Origin of the sequence: Marinilabilia sp., assembly GCF_016278715.1 — a bacterium.
Taxonomy (GTDB): domain Bacteria; phylum Bacteroidota; class Bacteroidia; order Bacteroidales; family Marinilabiliaceae; genus Marinilabilia.
In genome coordinates, this window is sequence record NZ_JADQBH010000223.1 from 1 (window position 1) to 16,543 (window position 16,543).

The 16,543-nt window shown below is 43.3% G+C and carries 13 protein-coding genes and 1 pseudogene; 8 read left to right on the top strand and 6 right to left on the bottom strand.

Annotation, left to right across the window (positions count from 1 at the left end):
* Together QZZ43_RS13575 and glmS are read left to right on the top strand one after the other, a co-directional pair.
* Positions 1-384 (top strand): annotated as a pseudogene (locus QZZ43_RS13575) (DUF4954 family protein); the annotation flags it as partial.
* 54 nt (positions 385-438) lie between these two features.
* Positions 439-2,277, top strand: coding sequence for a glutamine--fructose-6-phosphate transaminase (isomerizing) (glmS, locus tag QZZ43_RS13580; RefSeq protein ID WP_291860375.1), 1,839 nt, complete (start codon positions 439-441; stop codon positions 2,275-2,277).
* A 69-nt stretch (positions 2,278-2,346) separates the two neighbouring features.
* On the opposite strand, the gene rfbB is transcribed toward glmS, so the two are convergent.
* The gene (gene rfbB, locus QZZ43_RS13585) at positions 2,347-3,402 is read right to left on the bottom strand and encodes a dTDP-glucose 4,6-dehydratase (protein ID WP_291860378.1); all 1,056 of its coding nucleotides are present in this window, start codon (positions 3,400-3,402) and stop codon (positions 2,347-2,349) included.
* 2 nt (positions 3,403-3,404) lie between these two features.
* Complete coding sequence (galE, locus tag QZZ43_RS13590; protein WP_291860381.1) at positions 3,405-4,433, bottom strand: UDP-glucose 4-epimerase GalE; 1,029 nt, start codon at positions 4,431-4,433, stop codon at positions 3,405-3,407.
* Positions 4,434-4,608: 175 nt separating this feature from the next.
* Here galE and QZZ43_RS13595 point away from each other — a divergent pair, with 175 nt between their 5' ends.
* Complete coding sequence (locus tag QZZ43_RS13595) at positions 4,609-5,562, top strand: SPOR domain-containing protein (protein WP_291860384.1); 954 nt, start codon at positions 4,609-4,611, stop codon at positions 5,560-5,562.
* 174 nt (positions 5,563-5,736) lie between these two features.
* Here QZZ43_RS13595 and metG read toward each other — a convergent pair whose 3' ends face one another.
* Positions 5,737-7,770 carry a methionine--tRNA ligase gene (gene metG, locus QZZ43_RS13600; RefSeq protein WP_291860387.1) on the bottom strand — a complete coding sequence of 678 codons (2,034 nt, stop codon included), beginning with the start codon at positions 7,768-7,770 and terminating at the stop codon, positions 5,737-5,739.
* 160 nt (positions 7,771-7,930) lie between these two features.
* Here metG and QZZ43_RS13605 point away from each other — a divergent pair, with 160 nt between their 5' ends.
* Genes QZZ43_RS13605 through QZZ43_RS13615 form a run of 3 tightly spaced genes read left to right on the top strand, consistent with a single transcriptional unit; the run spans position 7,931 to position 9,611 of the window.
* Positions 7,931-8,854 carry an LD-carboxypeptidase gene (locus QZZ43_RS13605; RefSeq protein ID WP_291860389.1) on the top strand — a complete coding sequence of 308 codons (924 nt, stop codon included), beginning with the start codon at positions 7,931-7,933 and terminating at the stop codon, positions 8,852-8,854.
* Positions 8,855-8,870: 16 nt separating this feature from the next.
* Positions 8,871-9,239: a YraN family protein gene (locus QZZ43_RS13610; protein ID WP_291860392.1), complete on the top strand. Its 369-nt coding sequence runs from the start codon at positions 8,871-8,873 to the stop codon at positions 9,237-9,239.
* A 15-nt stretch (positions 9,240-9,254) separates the two neighbouring features.
* Positions 9,255-9,611: an MmcQ/YjbR family DNA-binding protein gene (locus QZZ43_RS13615; protein ID WP_291860396.1), complete on the top strand. Its 357-nt coding sequence runs from the start codon at positions 9,255-9,257 to the stop codon at positions 9,609-9,611.
* A 6-nt stretch (positions 9,612-9,617) separates the two neighbouring features.
* On the opposite strand, the gene QZZ43_RS13620 is transcribed toward QZZ43_RS13615, so the two are convergent.
* From QZZ43_RS13620 to QZZ43_RS13630, 3 genes are read right to left on the bottom strand one after another with little or no spacing between them, the layout of a single operon-like run.
* Complete coding sequence (locus QZZ43_RS13620; protein WP_291860399.1) at positions 9,618-11,999, bottom strand: transglycosylase domain-containing protein; 2,382 nt, start codon at positions 11,997-11,999, stop codon at positions 9,618-9,620.
* Positions 12,000-12,003: 4 nt separating this feature from the next.
* Positions 12,004-13,014: an NAD-dependent epimerase/dehydratase family protein gene (locus tag QZZ43_RS13625; protein ID WP_291860402.1), complete on the bottom strand. Its 1,011-nt coding sequence runs from the start codon at positions 13,012-13,014 to the stop codon at positions 12,004-12,006.
* 18 nt (positions 13,015-13,032) lie between these two features.
* On the bottom strand, positions 13,033-13,440 hold the full coding sequence (locus QZZ43_RS13630) for an OsmC family protein (RefSeq protein WP_291860405.1): 408 nt from the start codon (positions 13,438-13,440) through the stop codon (positions 13,033-13,035).
* A 125-nt stretch (positions 13,441-13,565) separates the two neighbouring features.
* On the opposite strand from QZZ43_RS13630, the gene QZZ43_RS13635 reads away from it, so the two are divergent.
* The gene (locus tag QZZ43_RS13635) at positions 13,566-14,171 is read left to right on the top strand and encodes a riboflavin synthase (protein WP_291860407.1); all 606 of its coding nucleotides are present in this window, start codon (positions 13,566-13,568) and stop codon (positions 14,169-14,171) included.
* A 480-nt stretch (positions 14,172-14,651) separates the two neighbouring features.
* Positions 14,652-16,517 (top strand): ATP-binding protein, encoded by a 1,866-nt coding sequence (locus QZZ43_RS13640; protein WP_291860409.1) that lies wholly within the window; start codon positions 14,652-14,654, stop codon positions 16,515-16,517.
* Positions 16,518-16,543 lie beyond the last annotated feature (26 nt).

A 16,543-nucleotide genomic window follows, 5' to 3' on the forward strand; every position in this document is an offset into this window, starting at 1 on the left:
TTCGATGAATTACAATCCATTTATGAAAAATGGCACAATAATTATTACAAGCGGGTATGGAACTGGAGCATCAAAATTTTTAAAGAAGAACTGTCCCTCGATCTAAAAACCATCACCAAGGAAGACCTTTTGGAATTTATCAATAAATGGGAGGAGTCCGTTGTCTCACTGGACAAAATGATGCTGACTGATGCCCAAAAGGAATTCACGCTGAAAGCTCAGACAGGCTTTGGTATGGATGGAGAAGATGATGCCCGGCATACCGATTTTGAACAGGTAAGAGGTGCTTTTGAGAAACACCCAGCAGTACGGGACATATTTGACCATATTGAAAAAAAACAGCAACTTGCAACCAGAATAAGAGAGAAAATAAATTTCATCTGATTTTACAGGACATTTTCCTGAAAACAGAAATAAATAACCATGAATTAGTAAAGTATGTGTGGAATCGTAGCTTATGTAGGAGAGAGAACTGCCTATCCAATATTAATCAAAGGTCTGAAGAGACTGGAGTACAGAGGGTATGACTCTGCCGGGATTGCACTTATGAATGAGGAAACCCACTTGTATAAGTGCAAAGGAAAAGTCAAAGATTTGGAGAATATAGTTAAGGGAAAGGAAATATCAGGTTCCATAGGGATAGGGCATACCAGGTGGGCCACTCACGGAGAACCCAATGATGTCAATGCTCATCCGCATCAGTCGGAAAACGGAAAATTTATTCTTGTTCACAATGGCATAATTGAGAATTACAGCCACCTTAAGAAAGAACTGACTAACCGTGGATGCAGCTTTATTAGCGACACAGACACCGAAGTTCTAGCCAACCTTATTGAAAACATCTACCTGGAGCAGAAAGTCTCAGCAGAACTTGCCGTACGACTTGCTCTTACAAAAGTGGTGGGTGCTTACGGGCTGGTCATTTATTGTGCGGACGAACCCGGACGGCTCATTGCAGCACGTAAAGGGAGCCCGCTTGTAATCGGAATTGGAGAAAACGAATATTTCATGGCTTCCGACGCTACCCCCATCATTGAATACACCGACCAGGTTGTATTTTTGAATGACGAAGAAGTGGCCGTTATTGATCATGACCATTTTGACCTGAAAAACCTTAAAAATGATATTAAAACTCCACAGGTTCAAAAAATTGAGCTAAACATTGAGCAGATTGACAAAGGTGATTATGAACACTTTATGCTCAAGGAAATCCATGACCAACCAAACTCCATCGAAGATACATTCAGAGGAAGGATATCCATTGATCACAGTAAAATATTCCTGGGGGGCATTTTTGATGTTTTACCAAAACTAATCGAGGCCCGCCGAATCATCGTCCTTGCCTGTGGAACATCTTGGCATGCAGGCCTGGTCAGTGAATATTTGTTCGAAGAATATGCACGCGTCCCGGTGGAAGTCGAATATGCTTCAGAATTCAGGTACCGAAAACCATTGATCTATGACGACGACGTTGTGATTGCCATATCGCAAAGTGGGGAGACAGCAGACACTCTTGCAGCGATTCGCATGGTTCGCGAGCAGTCTGAAGCCACCATTCTGGGCATTTGCAACGTGGCTGGATCGTCGATTTCCAGGGAGACAGATGCAGGTGTTTATACCCATGCCGGAATCGAGATCGGAGTTGCCTCCACCAAAGCTTTCACAGCCCAGATTACGGTGCTGACCATGATGGCCTTTTTGCTTGGACATCGTAAAAAACTTATTGCAGACTCCGACTATTTGAAGATGGTAAGAGCTCTGACTGAGATACCCGAAAAGATGCGGCAGATTCTGAAGCACGAAGGGTTCATTAAAGATCTGGCGAATAAATACACCAATGTAACCAATGCCCTTTATCTGGGACGGGGCCTTTTATATCCCGTGGCACTTGAGGGGGCATTGAAACTAAAAGAGATTTCTTACATTCACGCTGAAGGTTACCCTGCTGCAGAGATGAAGCACGGTCCTATTGCGTTGATTGACGAAAACATGCCCGTTTTTGTGTTGGCCATCAAAGACGACTCTTACGAAAAAATCATCAGTAACATACAGGAGGTTAAAGCCCGGAACGGAAAAGTAATAGCCATCGTTACGGAGGGTGAAAAAACAATTCGGAAGATAGCCGATGATGTAATTGAAATCCCCAAATGTCACAGGGCATTATCTCCACTGTTAGCGGTAGTTCCCTTGCAGATCATATCGTATCAGATTGCAGTTATGCGAGGATGCAATGTGGACCAGCCACGAAATCTGGCCAAGTCGGTTACCGTAGAGTAAGAAATAAAACCACAAAAAAGAGACGGTCTCTATACAGGCCGTCTCTTTTATATTGGCAGCAATATAAGTTTAGCGATTGTCGTATTGTTGTGAGTAATAATTGGCATAATCGCCCGAAAGGACATTTTCCAGCCAACCTTCATTCTTCAAATACCAATCAACAGTCTTTTCAATACCCTCTTCAAACTGCAAAGAAGGTTTCCAGTCCAACTCAGTCATCAACTTTCCGGAGTCGATGGCGTAGCGTTTATCATGGCCTGCGCGGTCTTTCACAAAGGTAATCAGCTTGACAGATTCTCCGGGCTCGCGTCCCAGAGCTTTATCCATCACTTCGCAGAGTTTTCGGATAAGGTCAATATTGGTCCACTCGTTGTTACCGCCGATATTGTAAGTCTCTCCGTTTCTTCCCTTATGAAAAATCAAGTCAATGGCCGCGGCATGGTCTTCCACAAAAAGCCAATCACGGACATTTTCCCCTTTCCCGTAAATGGGAATATCCTTTTTATGTTTAATGTTATTGATGGCCAGTGGAATCAATTTTTCAGGAAACTGGTTGGGGCCGTAGTTATTTGAACAATTGGAAATAACCACCGGTAAATTGTAAGTATGATGCCAGGCGCGAACCATGTGGTCACTGCTGGCCTTGGATGCCGAATAAGGGCTGCGCGGATCGTAGGCAGTTTCTTCAGTGAAAAGCCCGGTTGCCCCCAATGAACCATAAACCTCATCGGTGGAGATATGATAAAAACATTTACCCTCTTTGTCGTTTTCCCACAAATTCCTGGCTGCATTGAGCAAATTGACTGTTCCCACCACATTGGAGCGAATAAACGCCAACGGATCGCTGATGGATCTGTCTACATGCGACTCTGCGGCCAGATGAATAACCCCGTCCGGTTTGTGTTTCTCAAATACTTCTCTGATGGCTTTTTCATCGGTAATATCCGCCTTGACAAAAGCATAATTCGGCTTTTCCTCTAAATCTTTCAGATTCTCCAAATTGCCTGCATAGGTCAGTGCATCCAGATTCAGAATCCTGTAGCCTGGATATTTGTTCACCATGAGTCGCACAACATGAGACCCAATAAATCCGGCTCCTCCGGTAATTAAAATTGTTTTTTTCATTGCTATTTGATATTTCTGACTTTCTTTTCCCAGGCCCAGGCACTCTCCAGGGTTTCTTCAAGCGTTTTTTCTGCTTCCCAGCCCAACTCTTCATTGGCCAGTGTCGTATCAGCCCATATTTTTTCAATATCCCCGGCCCGGCGGTCAGTAATTTGATATTTCACGTCCACACCGTTAACCTTAATAAAAGTCTTTACCAGTTGCATTACCGAGTAACCATTACCCGTTCCCACATTAAAGAATTCATAAGAGGATTGTTGCTTGTTTTCCAGTAACCGATTAATGGAAACCACATGCGCTTTGGCCAAATCCACAACATTAATGTAATCGCGAATAGCAGTTCCGTCAGGAGTGTCGTAATCGGCACCAAAAATTTTCAATTCATCTCTCAATCCGGCGGCCGTTTGTGTAATAAAAGGTACCAGATTATTGGGGACCCCAACGGGAAATTCGCCAATCAGTGCGGATGGATGAGCTCCAATGGGATTAAAATAGCGAAGGGCAATACAATTGATACCCTCATTGGCATGACTAAAATCGCGCATAATATCTTCTGAAACAGCTTTAGTATTCCCGTAAGGAGACTCTGCCGGTTTGCGCGGAGTAGATTCGGTTACCGGCAATTGGTCGGGCTGTCCGTAAACGGTACAACTGGAACTGAAAACCAAATTAGATACCCTATGTTTTTTCATATTCTCCAACAAATTCATCAGCGAGACCAGATTGTTGCGGTAATACTCAAGAGGTTTCTGAACCGACTCTCCCACGGCCTTGTAGGCCGCAAAATGAATAACCGCATCTATATTCTTATATTGCTCAAAAAAAACATTTGTCTTTTCTCTGTCCGCCAGATTGAATTTTTCAAAGGCCGGGCGTTTTCCGGTAATCTTCTCTATTGCATCAAGCACGTCAATGTTTGAATTGGACAAATCATCCACAATCACCACATCAAAACCCTCATTCTGAAGCTCTACAACGGTGTGTGAGCCAATATAACCGGTTCCCCCGGTTACCAAAATCTGTTTGCTCATAAGATTCTATTTCTAATTGTTGGTTCTGTTAAGCAGGTAAAATTAACAAAAGCAATTCAAATGGAGAACCAAATCCGACGAATATGATGTGGCCGAGTAAAGTTTTCAACACATTATCAACAACTGTTTAAAACAAAAGTATGCAGTTAGCGTATAAATTGATTAAATTTGCAATATGGCAAGCATAGAAAAACACATATCGGATTTATTATGTCTGCACGACTGCGTCATCGTGCCCGGGCTGGGTGGTTTTGTTGCCAATTACAAATCCGCAACAATAGTGGACGAACGCAACCTCTTCCGTCCACCGTTAAAGGAAATTGGTTTTAACCGCAGTCTTGCCCACAACGACGGGCTGCTTACCAATCACATCATCAAACGTGAGCAGAAGTCATGGACTGAAAGCACCGAACTCATCAACGAGTTTGTAAAAGGATTACAAAATCGCATTAATCAGGGAGAAACAATTGAATTCAATGGCATTGGTTCCTTCCGGAAAGATGCGTTAGGCAACTTGCAATTTAATCCCACAGAGCGCAATAGTCTTCTTCCCGGGGCATTTGGGCTGGAGGATTTTCATTTTGAGCCATTGCTCAGAAACACTTCAGTTTCGCATAAACAGGAAGAACCAGTTCGCCGTTTGCTGCAAAGTCGGTCACCCCGCTACTGGACTTCAGTGGCTGCCATGATTGCCGGACTATTGCTTTTTTCTCCAAAACTGGACATGCCCGAACACAGACAGATGGACACATCAAGTATGTTATCGGCTCTTACAGAAGAGGCCCCTGCAAATACTGAAAACGCTGTAATTCCAGAGACAACGCAAAAAGTAATTTCGGCAAAAGAACTTCTTCTTTATCAGGGAGTTGCAACACAGGACATAACTCCACAAAACATTTCCAAACCTTTTCATCTGATTGCAGGAAGTTTTAAATATGAAGCACCGGCCAACCAGACCCTGGAAGCGTTCAGAACGAATGGTTTCGCCGAAGCAAAAGTTTTGCATTCTGATAACGGCCGTTTTCGGATAGCACTTTTTTCTTTTACCAACAGAGCGGATGCAACCCAGAAACTATTTGCCTTGCGCAAAGATGAAGCCTATAAAAATGTCTGGCTATTAACCCAGTAAAAATATTTTCATAAAAAAAAGCCGCTCAAAAAGCGGCTTTTTTTTATGAAAATATTTCTTAATAATTACTAGTGTCCGAGAATCTTTAGCATTTTAGCTAACCCGCAAAACTGAAAAAAAGACTCATTTTAATACAATCCCTCCTTATTATCTTATGTGATTAAAATTATTCTTTTATCTAATTTCCGAACCGGGTTTTATTTTAGAGCCAGGCGCAACAAAATCGAGTCTTCCGTCAGCATCTTCAGCCATCAAAATCATTCCCTGGGATTCAATTCCTTTAATTTTTCGGGCGGCAAGATTAACCAAAATACAAACCTGACGTCCGACAATTTCATCAGGCTCAAAGAACTCAGCAATACCCGAGACAACAATTCGTTTGTCAATCCCGGTATCAACTTTAATCTTTAACAGCTTCTTTGTTTTGGCAACTTTCTCTGCCTCAAGAATAGTCCCCACACGCATATCCATTTTCATGAAATCATCGAAAGTAATATCGGCCTTTGCAGGTGTGGACTCCTTATTCTCGGCCTCGTTGCTGGTCTTTGTTTTAGCAAGGCGATCGAGTTGTTCCTGTATTTGAGAATCCTCAATCTTCTCAAACAGCAATTTTGCTTCATTGATTTTATGAGCAGGCTTCAACAATTCAGTTTTGCCACAATGTTCCCATGAAAAATCATCCATTGCCAGCATATCGCGCATCTTACGAGCCGTAAAAGGCAGGAATGGCTCCATCACCAATGCCAGATTCGCTGTAATTTGCAGAGCGATATTCATAATGGTTTTGACACGCTCCGGATTGGTCTTGTATAATTTCCAGGGTTCTGTATCAGCCAGATATTTATTCCCCAGACGAGCCAGATTCATTGCTTCACGAACTGCTTCCCGGAACTTAAAATTATCAAGACTCTTCTCGATCCGGGTAACCAATGCAGGAATTTCTTCCAGGGTTTGCACATCGAAAGGCTCTGTGACGCCCATCAAGGGTACTGCCCCGTCATAATACTTCTGTGTGAGCACCACAGCCCGGTTCACAAAGTTTCCGAGAATAGCCACCAACTCATTATTATTGCGGGCCTGAAAATCGCGCCAGGTAAAGTCATTATCCTTTGTTTCCGGAGCATTGGCAGTCAACACATAGCGCAACACGTCCTGCTTATCTTTAAAATCGACCAGATACTCATGCAACCACACAGCCCAATTCCTGGAAGTAGAAATCTTATCGCCTTCCAAATTCAGAAACTCATTGGCAGGAACATTGTCGGGCAAATTAAAGGTTCCCTCTGCCTTTAGCATTGACGGGAAAACAATACAGTGAAATACAATATTGTCTTTCCCTATAAAGTGAATCAGGCGGGTCTCGGGATCTTTCCAGTATTTTTCCCAGTCGGGCGTAAGTTCACGTGTTGCAGAGATGTAACCAATGGGCGCATCAAACCACACGTAGAGTACTTTGCCCTCCCCACCTTTCACTGGTACAGGAACGCCCCAGTCCAGGTCACGACTAACGGCACGTGGCTGCAAACCAAGATCGAGCCAGGATTTACACTGACCATAAACATTGGGTTTCCATTCCTTATGCTCTTTCAGAATCCACTGTTCCAGAAATTTCTGATGCTGATCGAGAGGAAGATACCAGTGTTTGGTTTTTCGCATCACCGGGGTACTTCCGGAAATCATAGACCTGGGGTCAACCAGGTCAGTTGCATTAAGGGAAGTTCCACAACTCTCGCACTGGTCGCCATAAGCGCCGGTACTGTTACATTGCGGACATGTTCCCGTAATGTAACGGTCGGCCAGAAATTGTTTGGCTTCCTCATCATAATACTGGTCGCTCTCCTTTTCTATAAAAGCACCGTTATCGTAAAGCTTCTTAAAGAACTCAGAAGCTGTTTTATGATGCATCTCACTGGTAGTGCGGGAATAGATATCAAAAGTGATACCGAATTTCTCAAAAGAATCTTTTATCAGATTATGGTACTTGTCCACAATATCCTGCGGAGTCACCCCTTCTTTACGGGCTTTGAGCGTAATAGGCACTCCGTGTTCATCCGAACCTCCGATGTGCAGAACATCCTCCCCTTTCATCCTCAGGTATCTCACATAAATATCGGCGGGCACATAAACACCGGCCAAATGGCCAACATGAACAGGTCCGTTGGCATAAGGCAGGGCAGTGGTAACAAGTGTTCGTTTAAAATTACTCATAATTTCTCCAATCTCTGGTATATGTATTTTCTTGAAAACAAATATTTTAAATCGTAACTTTCTCCAAAATCAGGGCAAGAGCACGCTCTTTTGAAGGGTTTTATTTATCTTCACAAAGATAACCAAAGATGTTAAAATCTTGTACACAAAGCAGTAAGATATGTCAACAGCCATCCCACCATTCATAAAAAAAGGAGCTCTTTTCGGACTGGTCTCCCCGGCAGGGAAAATTGATTCCCAGGTTGTGGAAAATGCCGAAAAATTCCTCAAAAACAATGGATTCGGGAGTATGCGGGGGAAACATGCCACCTCGCAATACCACCAGTTTGCAGGAACCGACGAACAACGAATCGAAGACATGCAAGCTTTTATCGACCACCCCGACATCCAGGTAATATGGTGTTGCAGAGGCGGATATGGCACCTCCAGAATTATCGAAAACCTCGATTTCTCAGCAATGCCAAAAGCGCCCAAGTGGGTGGTTGGATTTAGTGACATCACTGTTTTTCATGCTACTCTTCAGAATATCTACAACGTAGCTTCCATTCACGGCCCCATGCCAATCAACCTGAAAGCTGATGGTTCAAAACAACAAGAGTTCAGGCACCTTCTGGAGTTGCTTCAGGGACATGATATCACCTACCACACCACCCCCTGCCACCTAAATCGTGCTGGCACAGCAGGAGGCAAGCTAATTGGTGGAAACCTTTCGCTTCTTTGCACATTAAGTGGTACCAAATATGATTTTGAAAGCCGCGGAAAAATCCTGTTTCTCGAAGAAGTTGGAGAACAGCTTTATCATCTCGACCGAATGATGCACAACCTCAAACTCTCGGGAAAGCTGGAAGGATTGGCCGGACTGGTTGTGGGGCAACTAACAGAAATGAATGACAAACCAACCCCATACGGATCATCGGCCAACGAAATTATTCTGGAAGCGGTGCAACACTACAATTATCCCGTAATATTTGATTTTCCTTCCGGACACACCTCGCCCAATGAACCGTTGCTGATGGGTGCCCAAACACACATTCAGGTTAATGAGGAAGGTGGAATGCTAGTCCGGTCATCACAAACAATATAAAACCCTACCTATTGCCATGGCCCAACACAACAAATTAGGACAAAAAGGTGAAGACAAAGCCGCATCCTACCTTCTGGACAAAGGATACCGCCTTGCAGCCAGGAATTTCCGATACGACCATAAGGAAGTTGATATTATCGCCTGGGATAAGGAAGAGCTGGTAGTTGTGGAAGTCCGCACCAGAGACTCAGCATACCACGAACATCCACGCAACAGTCTGACACCAGCTAAAATAAAAGCAATCGCTTATGCTGCCGAAGCTTACATCCTGCAAAATGAATTGGATTGCAACACCCGTTTCGACCTGGTTTGCTGGATCCCCCACAAAGATGATAACCGCTGGGAAATAGAACACATTGAGGATGCATTTCATCCATTGCCCTAAAAAACTAAGAAAATTATGAACATCGAAGAATTCCGTGATTACTGCCTTTCACTACCATTCACATCAGAATCGTTCCCTTTTGATGAGACTTCTCTGGTATTTAAAGTGGGCAACAAAATGTTTGCACTTACCGATCTGGAGGAACCTTTTTGGATCAACCTAAAATGCGACCCCGAAAAAGCCATCGAATTAAGAGAGCGATTCCCATCGGTAAGGCCCGGATTCCACATGAATAAAAAACACTGGAACACAATTGAAGTTGACGGATCGGTTCCCGATAGCCTGCTTCGTCAATGGACCAAAGAATCGTATGAACTGGTGATAAAGGGAATGACCAGGAAAGAAAGGGCCCAGCTTGAGGTGGAACAATAAACCACCTTATTTCTTCTTCCGGAAGATATCCTTCATTCGATCAAGCAATGTTTTACCCTTGTCTTCTTTCTCCTTCTTCTCTTGTTCTTCAGTCTCTTCAGACTGTTCTTCCTCTTTATCTTTGGTATTTTTGTCTTTTTTGCCACCAAAGAGACGTTCAAAAAAGTTCATATCGGGATCTTCTTCCGAAAAGTCAGGACAATCTACCTCTGGGAGCAAATTTTCGGGCAGCGGATAAAAGTTTCGACGCCCCAGCCCTGCCGAAAGAGATGAATTTTCCACCTTTTGCATAAATCTGCCAAACACCGGAAGAGCGGTATACGCCCCTTGTCCCAGAGTAGTGGTACGAAAACGAATTCCGGGGCTTTCGGCCCCGACCCAAGCGCCGGCAACCAGCCCGGGAGAAAAACCAATAAACCAACCATCGGCATTGTCCTGTGTGGTTCCTGTTTTTCCGGCAAGATCGGTCTGTAAACCATAAACATTCCTCAACGACCGGGCAGTTCCGCGTTCTACAACGCCTTGGAGCATGTGAACCATAAAGCGTGCTGTTCGTTCCTCAAAAGCTGCAGCACGCAACTCTGCCGGTTTGGCCTCATAAAGAATACGTCCATTGGCATCCTCAATGCGCAGTAAACTTTGTAACTCAACACCATTGCCATAGTTGGCAAAAGCAGTATAGGCTCGTATCATCTCTAAAAGAGACAAATTGGCCGTTCCAAGTGCTATGGACGGAACATTTGGCATATCACTCTCAATTCCTGCGTCCTGGGCAAGTTCAATGACATCATGCGGCCCTGTTTCAACTGCCAGTTCAGCAGCCACCGTGTTAATTGAATGAATCAGCCCCCCCTGTAAAGAATAATAACCTTCATGCTCTCCTTCGCTGTTTGTTGGAGACCAATCGTCGTACTGACGATAAACGCGCCTTTCATTACTGATGTAATCGCATGGATTAAATCCCTCTTCAAGAGCGGTAGCATACACAAAAGGTTTGAAAGTACTACCCACCTGACGTTTTGACAAAACATGATCGTAAGGAAAAAACTTAAAATTGGTCCCCCCAACCCATGCCAACACAGCCCCGTCGGACGGATTGACAGCCAAAAAACCTGCATGAAGCTGACTGATGGCCCAGGCAACAGAATCGGCGGGTGACATATCCACTTTCTTCTCCTCTCCGTTTTCCAGCACAACCATACTAACGGGAGTTTCCATGACTTTCATTATCTCATTCTCACTTTTACCTTTTTTAAGCAAGGCCTCATAACGCGGTGATTCCTTTAATGCAGACACATAAATTTCCGGATGCCCCTCCCAGGGACTTCTATTTTTCCAGTGCTGATCAAATTCATTTTGCAAGCGCACCATTTGGTTGTGAACAGCCTCATTGGCATATTCCTGTAATTGTGCATTCAGGGTAGTGTAAATCCGTAACCCGTCGCGATACAAGTTGATGGAGTCACCATAAATTTCTTCAAGCGCTTTTTCAGCATTGCGACGCACCAAATCCATAAAATAGGGAGCAGGCCCGTTGTTTCGATCCAGAATTCGGTAGTTAAGATTCAGTGGAAGATCTTTGTATTTCTCACCTTGCTCCGTGGTCAGAACCCCTTGGTCAACCATCCGGTTCAGAACAATATTACGTCGCTCCAAACTGTGGTCGGGATGAAGACGGGGATTATAGTAGGTATTGGCAGCCAGCATACCAATAATAGTGGCAGCTTCGTGAGGCTCCAACCGGGAGGACGATTTATTGAAAAAGCGGTTGGAAGCCACTTCAATGCCATAAATATTTTCTCCAAAAGGAACCGTGTTGAGATAAAGATTTAAAATTTCCGCTTTGGTATACACTCCTTCCAGACGGGCGGCTGTAAACATCTCACGAGCTTTGTTTACCGGAAGGGACAAAAATTTATAATCTCTACGCGGATAAAGGTTCTTGGCAAGTTGCTGACTAATAGTGCTCCCTCCCCCCTGAGCCTTTTCACCTAAAAGAATTGAGTGTACCAACACCCTTCCCATACTGATGTAATCAAGGCCTTTGTGTTCAAAAAACCGACTGTCCTCAGTGGCCACCAAAGCATTAATTACAAATTCGGAGATATCACTATTCTCTATGTTCCTGCGGTTTTCAATATAGTATTTCCCTATCATCACTCCATCGGCAGAATAGACCTCAGAAGCATTGAAATTGCGAATATTACTTAATTCTTCATCTCCGGGAATGGGCCCAAACAAGCCAATATAAACCAATGAAAGGAAAACCGCCAGAAAGGCGATGCCAGCAACCATCAGCTTCAAGATAAATTTCAAGGCCCAATTTCTGAATCGGACGACTCCCGAAGATTTGGCAGATTTATCGGTAACTTTCTTTTTGTTCTTCATTAATTTATGAATTTCCCAGATACCATCTGGCAGTATTTTTTACAGCATCGTCAACAGTTCGAAATGCGTAATTAAATTTCTCGGAAAATTTCCGATTGGAGTAATAAGCTTTATTGTGAGCCGCACGGGCTGTATCTTTGGTGATGGCAGGAGCTTTGCCAAAAATTGCGCAAAGGGTATGATTGAGTCGCCAGCCAATTTCTGTTAAAAAATTTCCAGCTTTCAGAAAAGGAGCCCGTTTATTCAAAGCAGCCGCCACCATTGAGAAAAAAACTTTAAAGCTCAAATTCTCACCATTGAGAATAAATCGCTCATTTACCACATCGCTTTTAATCAACAAGACCACAGCTTCTGCAACATCCCGAACATCAACAAAGCCGGTAATTCCTGTTGTATAAAAAGGCATTCCTTTCCGTACAGAATAAAAAAGACGCCCGCTGCTTCGCACCCAATCCACAGGCCCAATAATCACCGATGGATTCACAATAATTACAGGTAATCCCTCTTTGGAGGCTCTCCATACTTCCATTTCAGCCCGAAATTTACTGTGTGAATAAGCTGACCGGTTATCGTCGGGCTGCCATTCCACCTGCTCGTCCACCTCTAGGTCTTCGGGATGACGGCCCAATGAAGAGATGGAACTTACGAAACAAAACTTCTTTATTCCCATTTCAATGCAGGCATTAACCAGATTTGCAGTTCCGTCAGCATTCACTCTCAACATACGCTGTGCTTCATTGGGGTTGAAGGAAACCATTGCAGCTGCATGAACCACGTAATGAACCCCCTCCAGAGCATCTTCAAGGGAATAATAATCAGTCAGGTCGGCTTCCACCCACTGTACGTTTTTCAACAGATTGTTGGCATTTTCACCGGAATAAAAGCGGAAAAGCTTTTCAACCTCTTCAATAGTGCTTTGTTTTCGGCAGGTAGCTTTTACCCGCTCTCCCTGTAATGTGAGACTGTACAAAATGTGTGAACCAACCAGTCCTGTAGCTCCTGTTAAAAGTATCATATTTACAAAGGTAGTTTTTTACCAGTTAAATCGAATAGTCTGTTTTAATTCTGCCGAAAGACTTAAGGGAACCGGACTTATACCAGCCACGTTCTCAATCATCTTCTTCTGCTCCAATGAATAACCCTTATCAGGAAAAAAGAACTCCACCACCACCTCGGCGACACGGCGTGGGTCACTGGCCATAATTTTGGTAACTTCCACATCAGTTCCCTCAATATCAATTCCATTATCCATAGCAGTAATGCCCATGATGGTTGTAATGCAGCTCCCCAGAGAAGTTGCCAGCAAGTCGGTAGGAGAAAACGCCTCTCCTTTGCCGCGATTATCTACCGGAGCATCTGTAATAATTTTGTTTCCCGACTGCATATGGGTGCTTTCGACCCTTAGATTGCCCAGGTACCGGCTTTTTATTGTTACATCCATTACATTATTTTTTTTTCTGATTAAAACGATTGGGCTTCTGAAAAAATTGTTTCTAATTTAGCACCTAATTTATTACCAAAACAACACTTTACATTATCTGTTTCAATAAATTTAAAAAGATTATTATGTTTTCAGGAATAGTTGAAGAAGCGGCCACCGTTACAGGAGTTGAAAAAGAGAAAGGAAATGTACACCTTACCCTGAAATGCTCGTTTACCAACGAGTTGAAAATTGACCAAAGCATTTCGCACAACGGGGTATGCCTTACAGTGGTAAAAAAAGTGGGCGACACTTACACAGTTACGGCCATTCGCGAAACACTGGAAAAATCAAATCTTGGTCTTCTACAACCGGGAGACAAAGTGAATCTGGAACGCAGCATGCCCATGAACGGGCGCCTGGACGGCCATATTGTGCAGGGACATGTGGATCAGACGGCCAAATGCATTGAAGTAAAAGAAGCCGACGGCAGCTGGTATTTCACGTTTCAATACGATGTGGACAAAGAAAAGGCCGGACAAGGTTATATGACTGTAGAAAAAGGCTCAGTTACCATTAACGGGGTAAGCCTAACGGTGGTAAACAGCCGCGACGACCGCTTTTCTGTAGCCATTATTCCCTATACTTACGAATTCACCAATTTTCATCAAATCAAAGAAGGAAATGTGGTGAATCTGGAATTTGACATTATTGGCAAATACATCAGTCGGTTGCTGCACTTCAAAGAGTAACAAAACCATTGTGCCTGACAGAGACCGCACTTTAATTGGGTGAAAAGAGTTTTTAAAATAAAAAACACTATTGTCCGGAGAAATTGAACAGTAAAAATTTAGATTGCTTTCCTTATAAACCGTGACAGGCTTTCCCTCTCCCAAGGACAGATTATTAACAACAAAAAATCAAAGTTAGCCACCGGTTATTGCCCCCGGGTTATTCAAGCCCCCTACGGGGACGAGGTAGAGTCAAGGGGTTTATTTTCCTTCTACATTAAGGAAGAGGAGGCTGTTGTTCGATTGCATTCGAAGTATCCGAAAACAGCCTCCTTTTTTCTATCAATTTTCCTTCCATCCGACTTTCGAAAAGAAGATGCTTTAATGATGCTGGTTTTCATCACTCACCAGCCATAGGAAAATTAACTTTCTTTATTAGCAATCTTAAACAATATTTATTAATTTGTAGTTTCGTAACCCTAACATAACCGAATTCTGCCAATGTACGGATTCAGAAAAAAATTAATTATCCTGATGCTCATCCTTGCAGCCTTTGCTATGCTTCTGATCGGACTGCCAGGTGTTTATTATGCCCGTCAGCAGGCAAAAAAAGATGCGCTTATCCACATGCAACAAGTCACCCGGCTGGCTTCTTCGGATATGGAAAAGCAGTTTACACACATCAAAGAAGTTTCCATGGCATTGGAAGCTGTAATCAGAAGCACATTTAACAAAAAAGAGGATTTTACGGACAATGCATTGCTGAATTCCTACAAACAACGCATTACACCGCAACTAAGAGAAATCCTTCATCTGATGCGTCCCATGAGTTTGTGGATTGTTTTTAATACGGATAATATCAAGGGGAAACACACGATTAGTTTTTTTGACAAGGAAAGAAATGGAATCTATCACCGGGAAAAAGAATATAGAATAGGGGAAAAAGACTTATTTCATCCATCGATGAGTTGGTGGACACAAGCGGTAAAAAACAGGGAAACTTGGACGCTTCCTTACTACTGGCAAGCCTGGGACATGAAAGTAATCAGCTATTCACGTGCAGTTTATGTAGACTCAACCCTCATCGGATGTCTGGGATCTGATTTTCTTTTTTCGGAACTTGAACAACAACTCGACCATCTTTACACTTTTGAAACTGGTTGTCTGGTTTTATTGGATGAAAACAATGAACTGGTTTACTCCTCCAGCCACGGACAGCCACTCCCGAATGAGACTCTGGAAATCATCTCCGAGCTTCCAAGAAGATCTGAGGCCAGCCTTCTGCCTGAGAATCACAGCAATAAATATATCCATTCTGTCGGAAAACTCTCCAACAACTGGTCTTTTGTTTTATCGGTGTCCAGAAAAGAAATCTTTGCCGATGCAAACAAATTAATTCTCTATCTGGGATTCATCTTAGCATTCGGATTTATCATCACCGTTGTAATTGCCTTGTATTTCAGCAAATTCATCACCTCTCCGGTAAAGTATCTTCTGGGAAAATTCAGAACTGCAACAGAAGGAAAATTAAGTACCAGAGCCGACATTCGAACCAATGATGAGATGCAGGAACTGGGGGAACATTTCAACAAAATGATGGAAGAGCTTCAAAAAACATTTAATGAACTTGATATCGCCCGTAGAAGATTAACCAAAGAGAAAGAGAGGGCTATGGAATCAGACAGTTTAAAGTCCTCATTTCTTGAAAACCTTAGTCATGAAGTTCGAACCCCATTAATGGCCATCGTTGGATTCTCGGAACTGATGACAGATCCTGAGTCCACGGTGAAAGAGCGGGAGGATTTTTTCAGGCACATCGCTCAAAACAGTAACCAACTGGTGCGTTTTATTGAAGATACGCTACTATTTGCACAACTTGAGAAAGGTCAAACCCCTTTAAAAAAGAGTTATTTTAAGGTTCAGGAAGCGCTATTGGATTTGGCACAGGAGTTTGAAACTTACAGAACAAAACAGAAGCCACATCTCTACTTCAGAACCTTGTCGGATAATTGCAACCTTACGCTTCACAGCGATCCCGTCCTATTAAAACGATTGGTGAGATACCTTCTGGACAATGCCTTTAAATTCACCGACAAGGGGGGTGTCACACTGCTTTGTCGTTCCACTGACCATCATTTCGAAATCATTGTTTCCGATAGCGGAATCGGCATCTCCGATGACAAAACCGACCTGGTATTCAGGAAGTTTTGTAAAGTAATAGAATCCAACACCAGGGTTTATGACGGTGCAGGCATAGGACTTACAAACGCCCGCGGGCTTGTACTATTACTTAAGGGAACCATCGAACTCTCATCCACCCGTGGAGAGGGAACATCAGTTACCGTTTCTTTTCCGCTAAAGAAGTAATCTTCCCTTCCTGACAAGCAAAAAAG

What these genes read in the sequence shown, in the direction of transcription:
- glmS (WP_291860375.1), top strand. Translation starts at nt 439, where the DNA reads ATGTGTGGAATCGTAGCTTATGTAGGAGAGAGAACTGCCTATCCAATA.
- rfbB (WP_291860378.1), bottom strand. Translation starts at nt 3,402, where the DNA reads ATGAAAAAAACAATTTTAATTACCGGAGGAGCCGGATTTATTGGGTCT.
- galE (WP_291860381.1), bottom strand. Translation starts at nt 4,433, where the DNA reads ATGAGCAAACAGATTTTGGTAACCGGGGGAACCGGTTATATTGGCTCA.
- QZZ43_RS13595 (WP_291860384.1), top strand. Translation starts at nt 4,609, where the DNA reads ATGGCAAGCATAGAAAAACACATATCGGATTTATTATGTCTGCACGAC.
- metG (WP_291860387.1), bottom strand. Translation starts at nt 7,770, where the DNA reads ATGAGTAATTTTAAACGAACACTTGTTACCACTGCCCTGCCTTATGCC.
- QZZ43_RS13605 (WP_291860389.1), top strand. Translation starts at nt 7,931, where the DNA reads ATGTCAACAGCCATCCCACCATTCATAAAAAAAGGAGCTCTTTTCGGA.
- QZZ43_RS13610 (WP_291860392.1), top strand. Translation starts at nt 8,871, where the DNA reads ATGGCCCAACACAACAAATTAGGACAAAAAGGTGAAGACAAAGCCGCA.
- QZZ43_RS13615 (WP_291860396.1), top strand. Translation starts at nt 9,255, where the DNA reads ATGAACATCGAAGAATTCCGTGATTACTGCCTTTCACTACCATTCACA.
- QZZ43_RS13620 (WP_291860399.1), bottom strand. Translation starts at nt 11,999, where the DNA reads ATGAAGAACAAAAAGAAAGTTACCGATAAATCTGCCAAATCTTCGGGA.
- QZZ43_RS13625 (WP_291860402.1), bottom strand. Translation starts at nt 13,014, where the DNA reads ATGATACTTTTAACAGGAGCTACAGGACTGGTTGGTTCACACATTTTG.
- QZZ43_RS13630 (WP_291860405.1), bottom strand. Translation starts at nt 13,440, where the DNA reads ATGGATGTAACAATAAAAAGCCGGTACCTGGGCAATCTAAGGGTCGAA.
- QZZ43_RS13635 (WP_291860407.1), top strand. Translation starts at nt 13,566, where the DNA reads ATGTTTTCAGGAATAGTTGAAGAAGCGGCCACCGTTACAGGAGTTGAA.
- QZZ43_RS13640 (WP_291860409.1), top strand. Translation starts at nt 14,652, where the DNA reads ATGTACGGATTCAGAAAAAAATTAATTATCCTGATGCTCATCCTTGCA.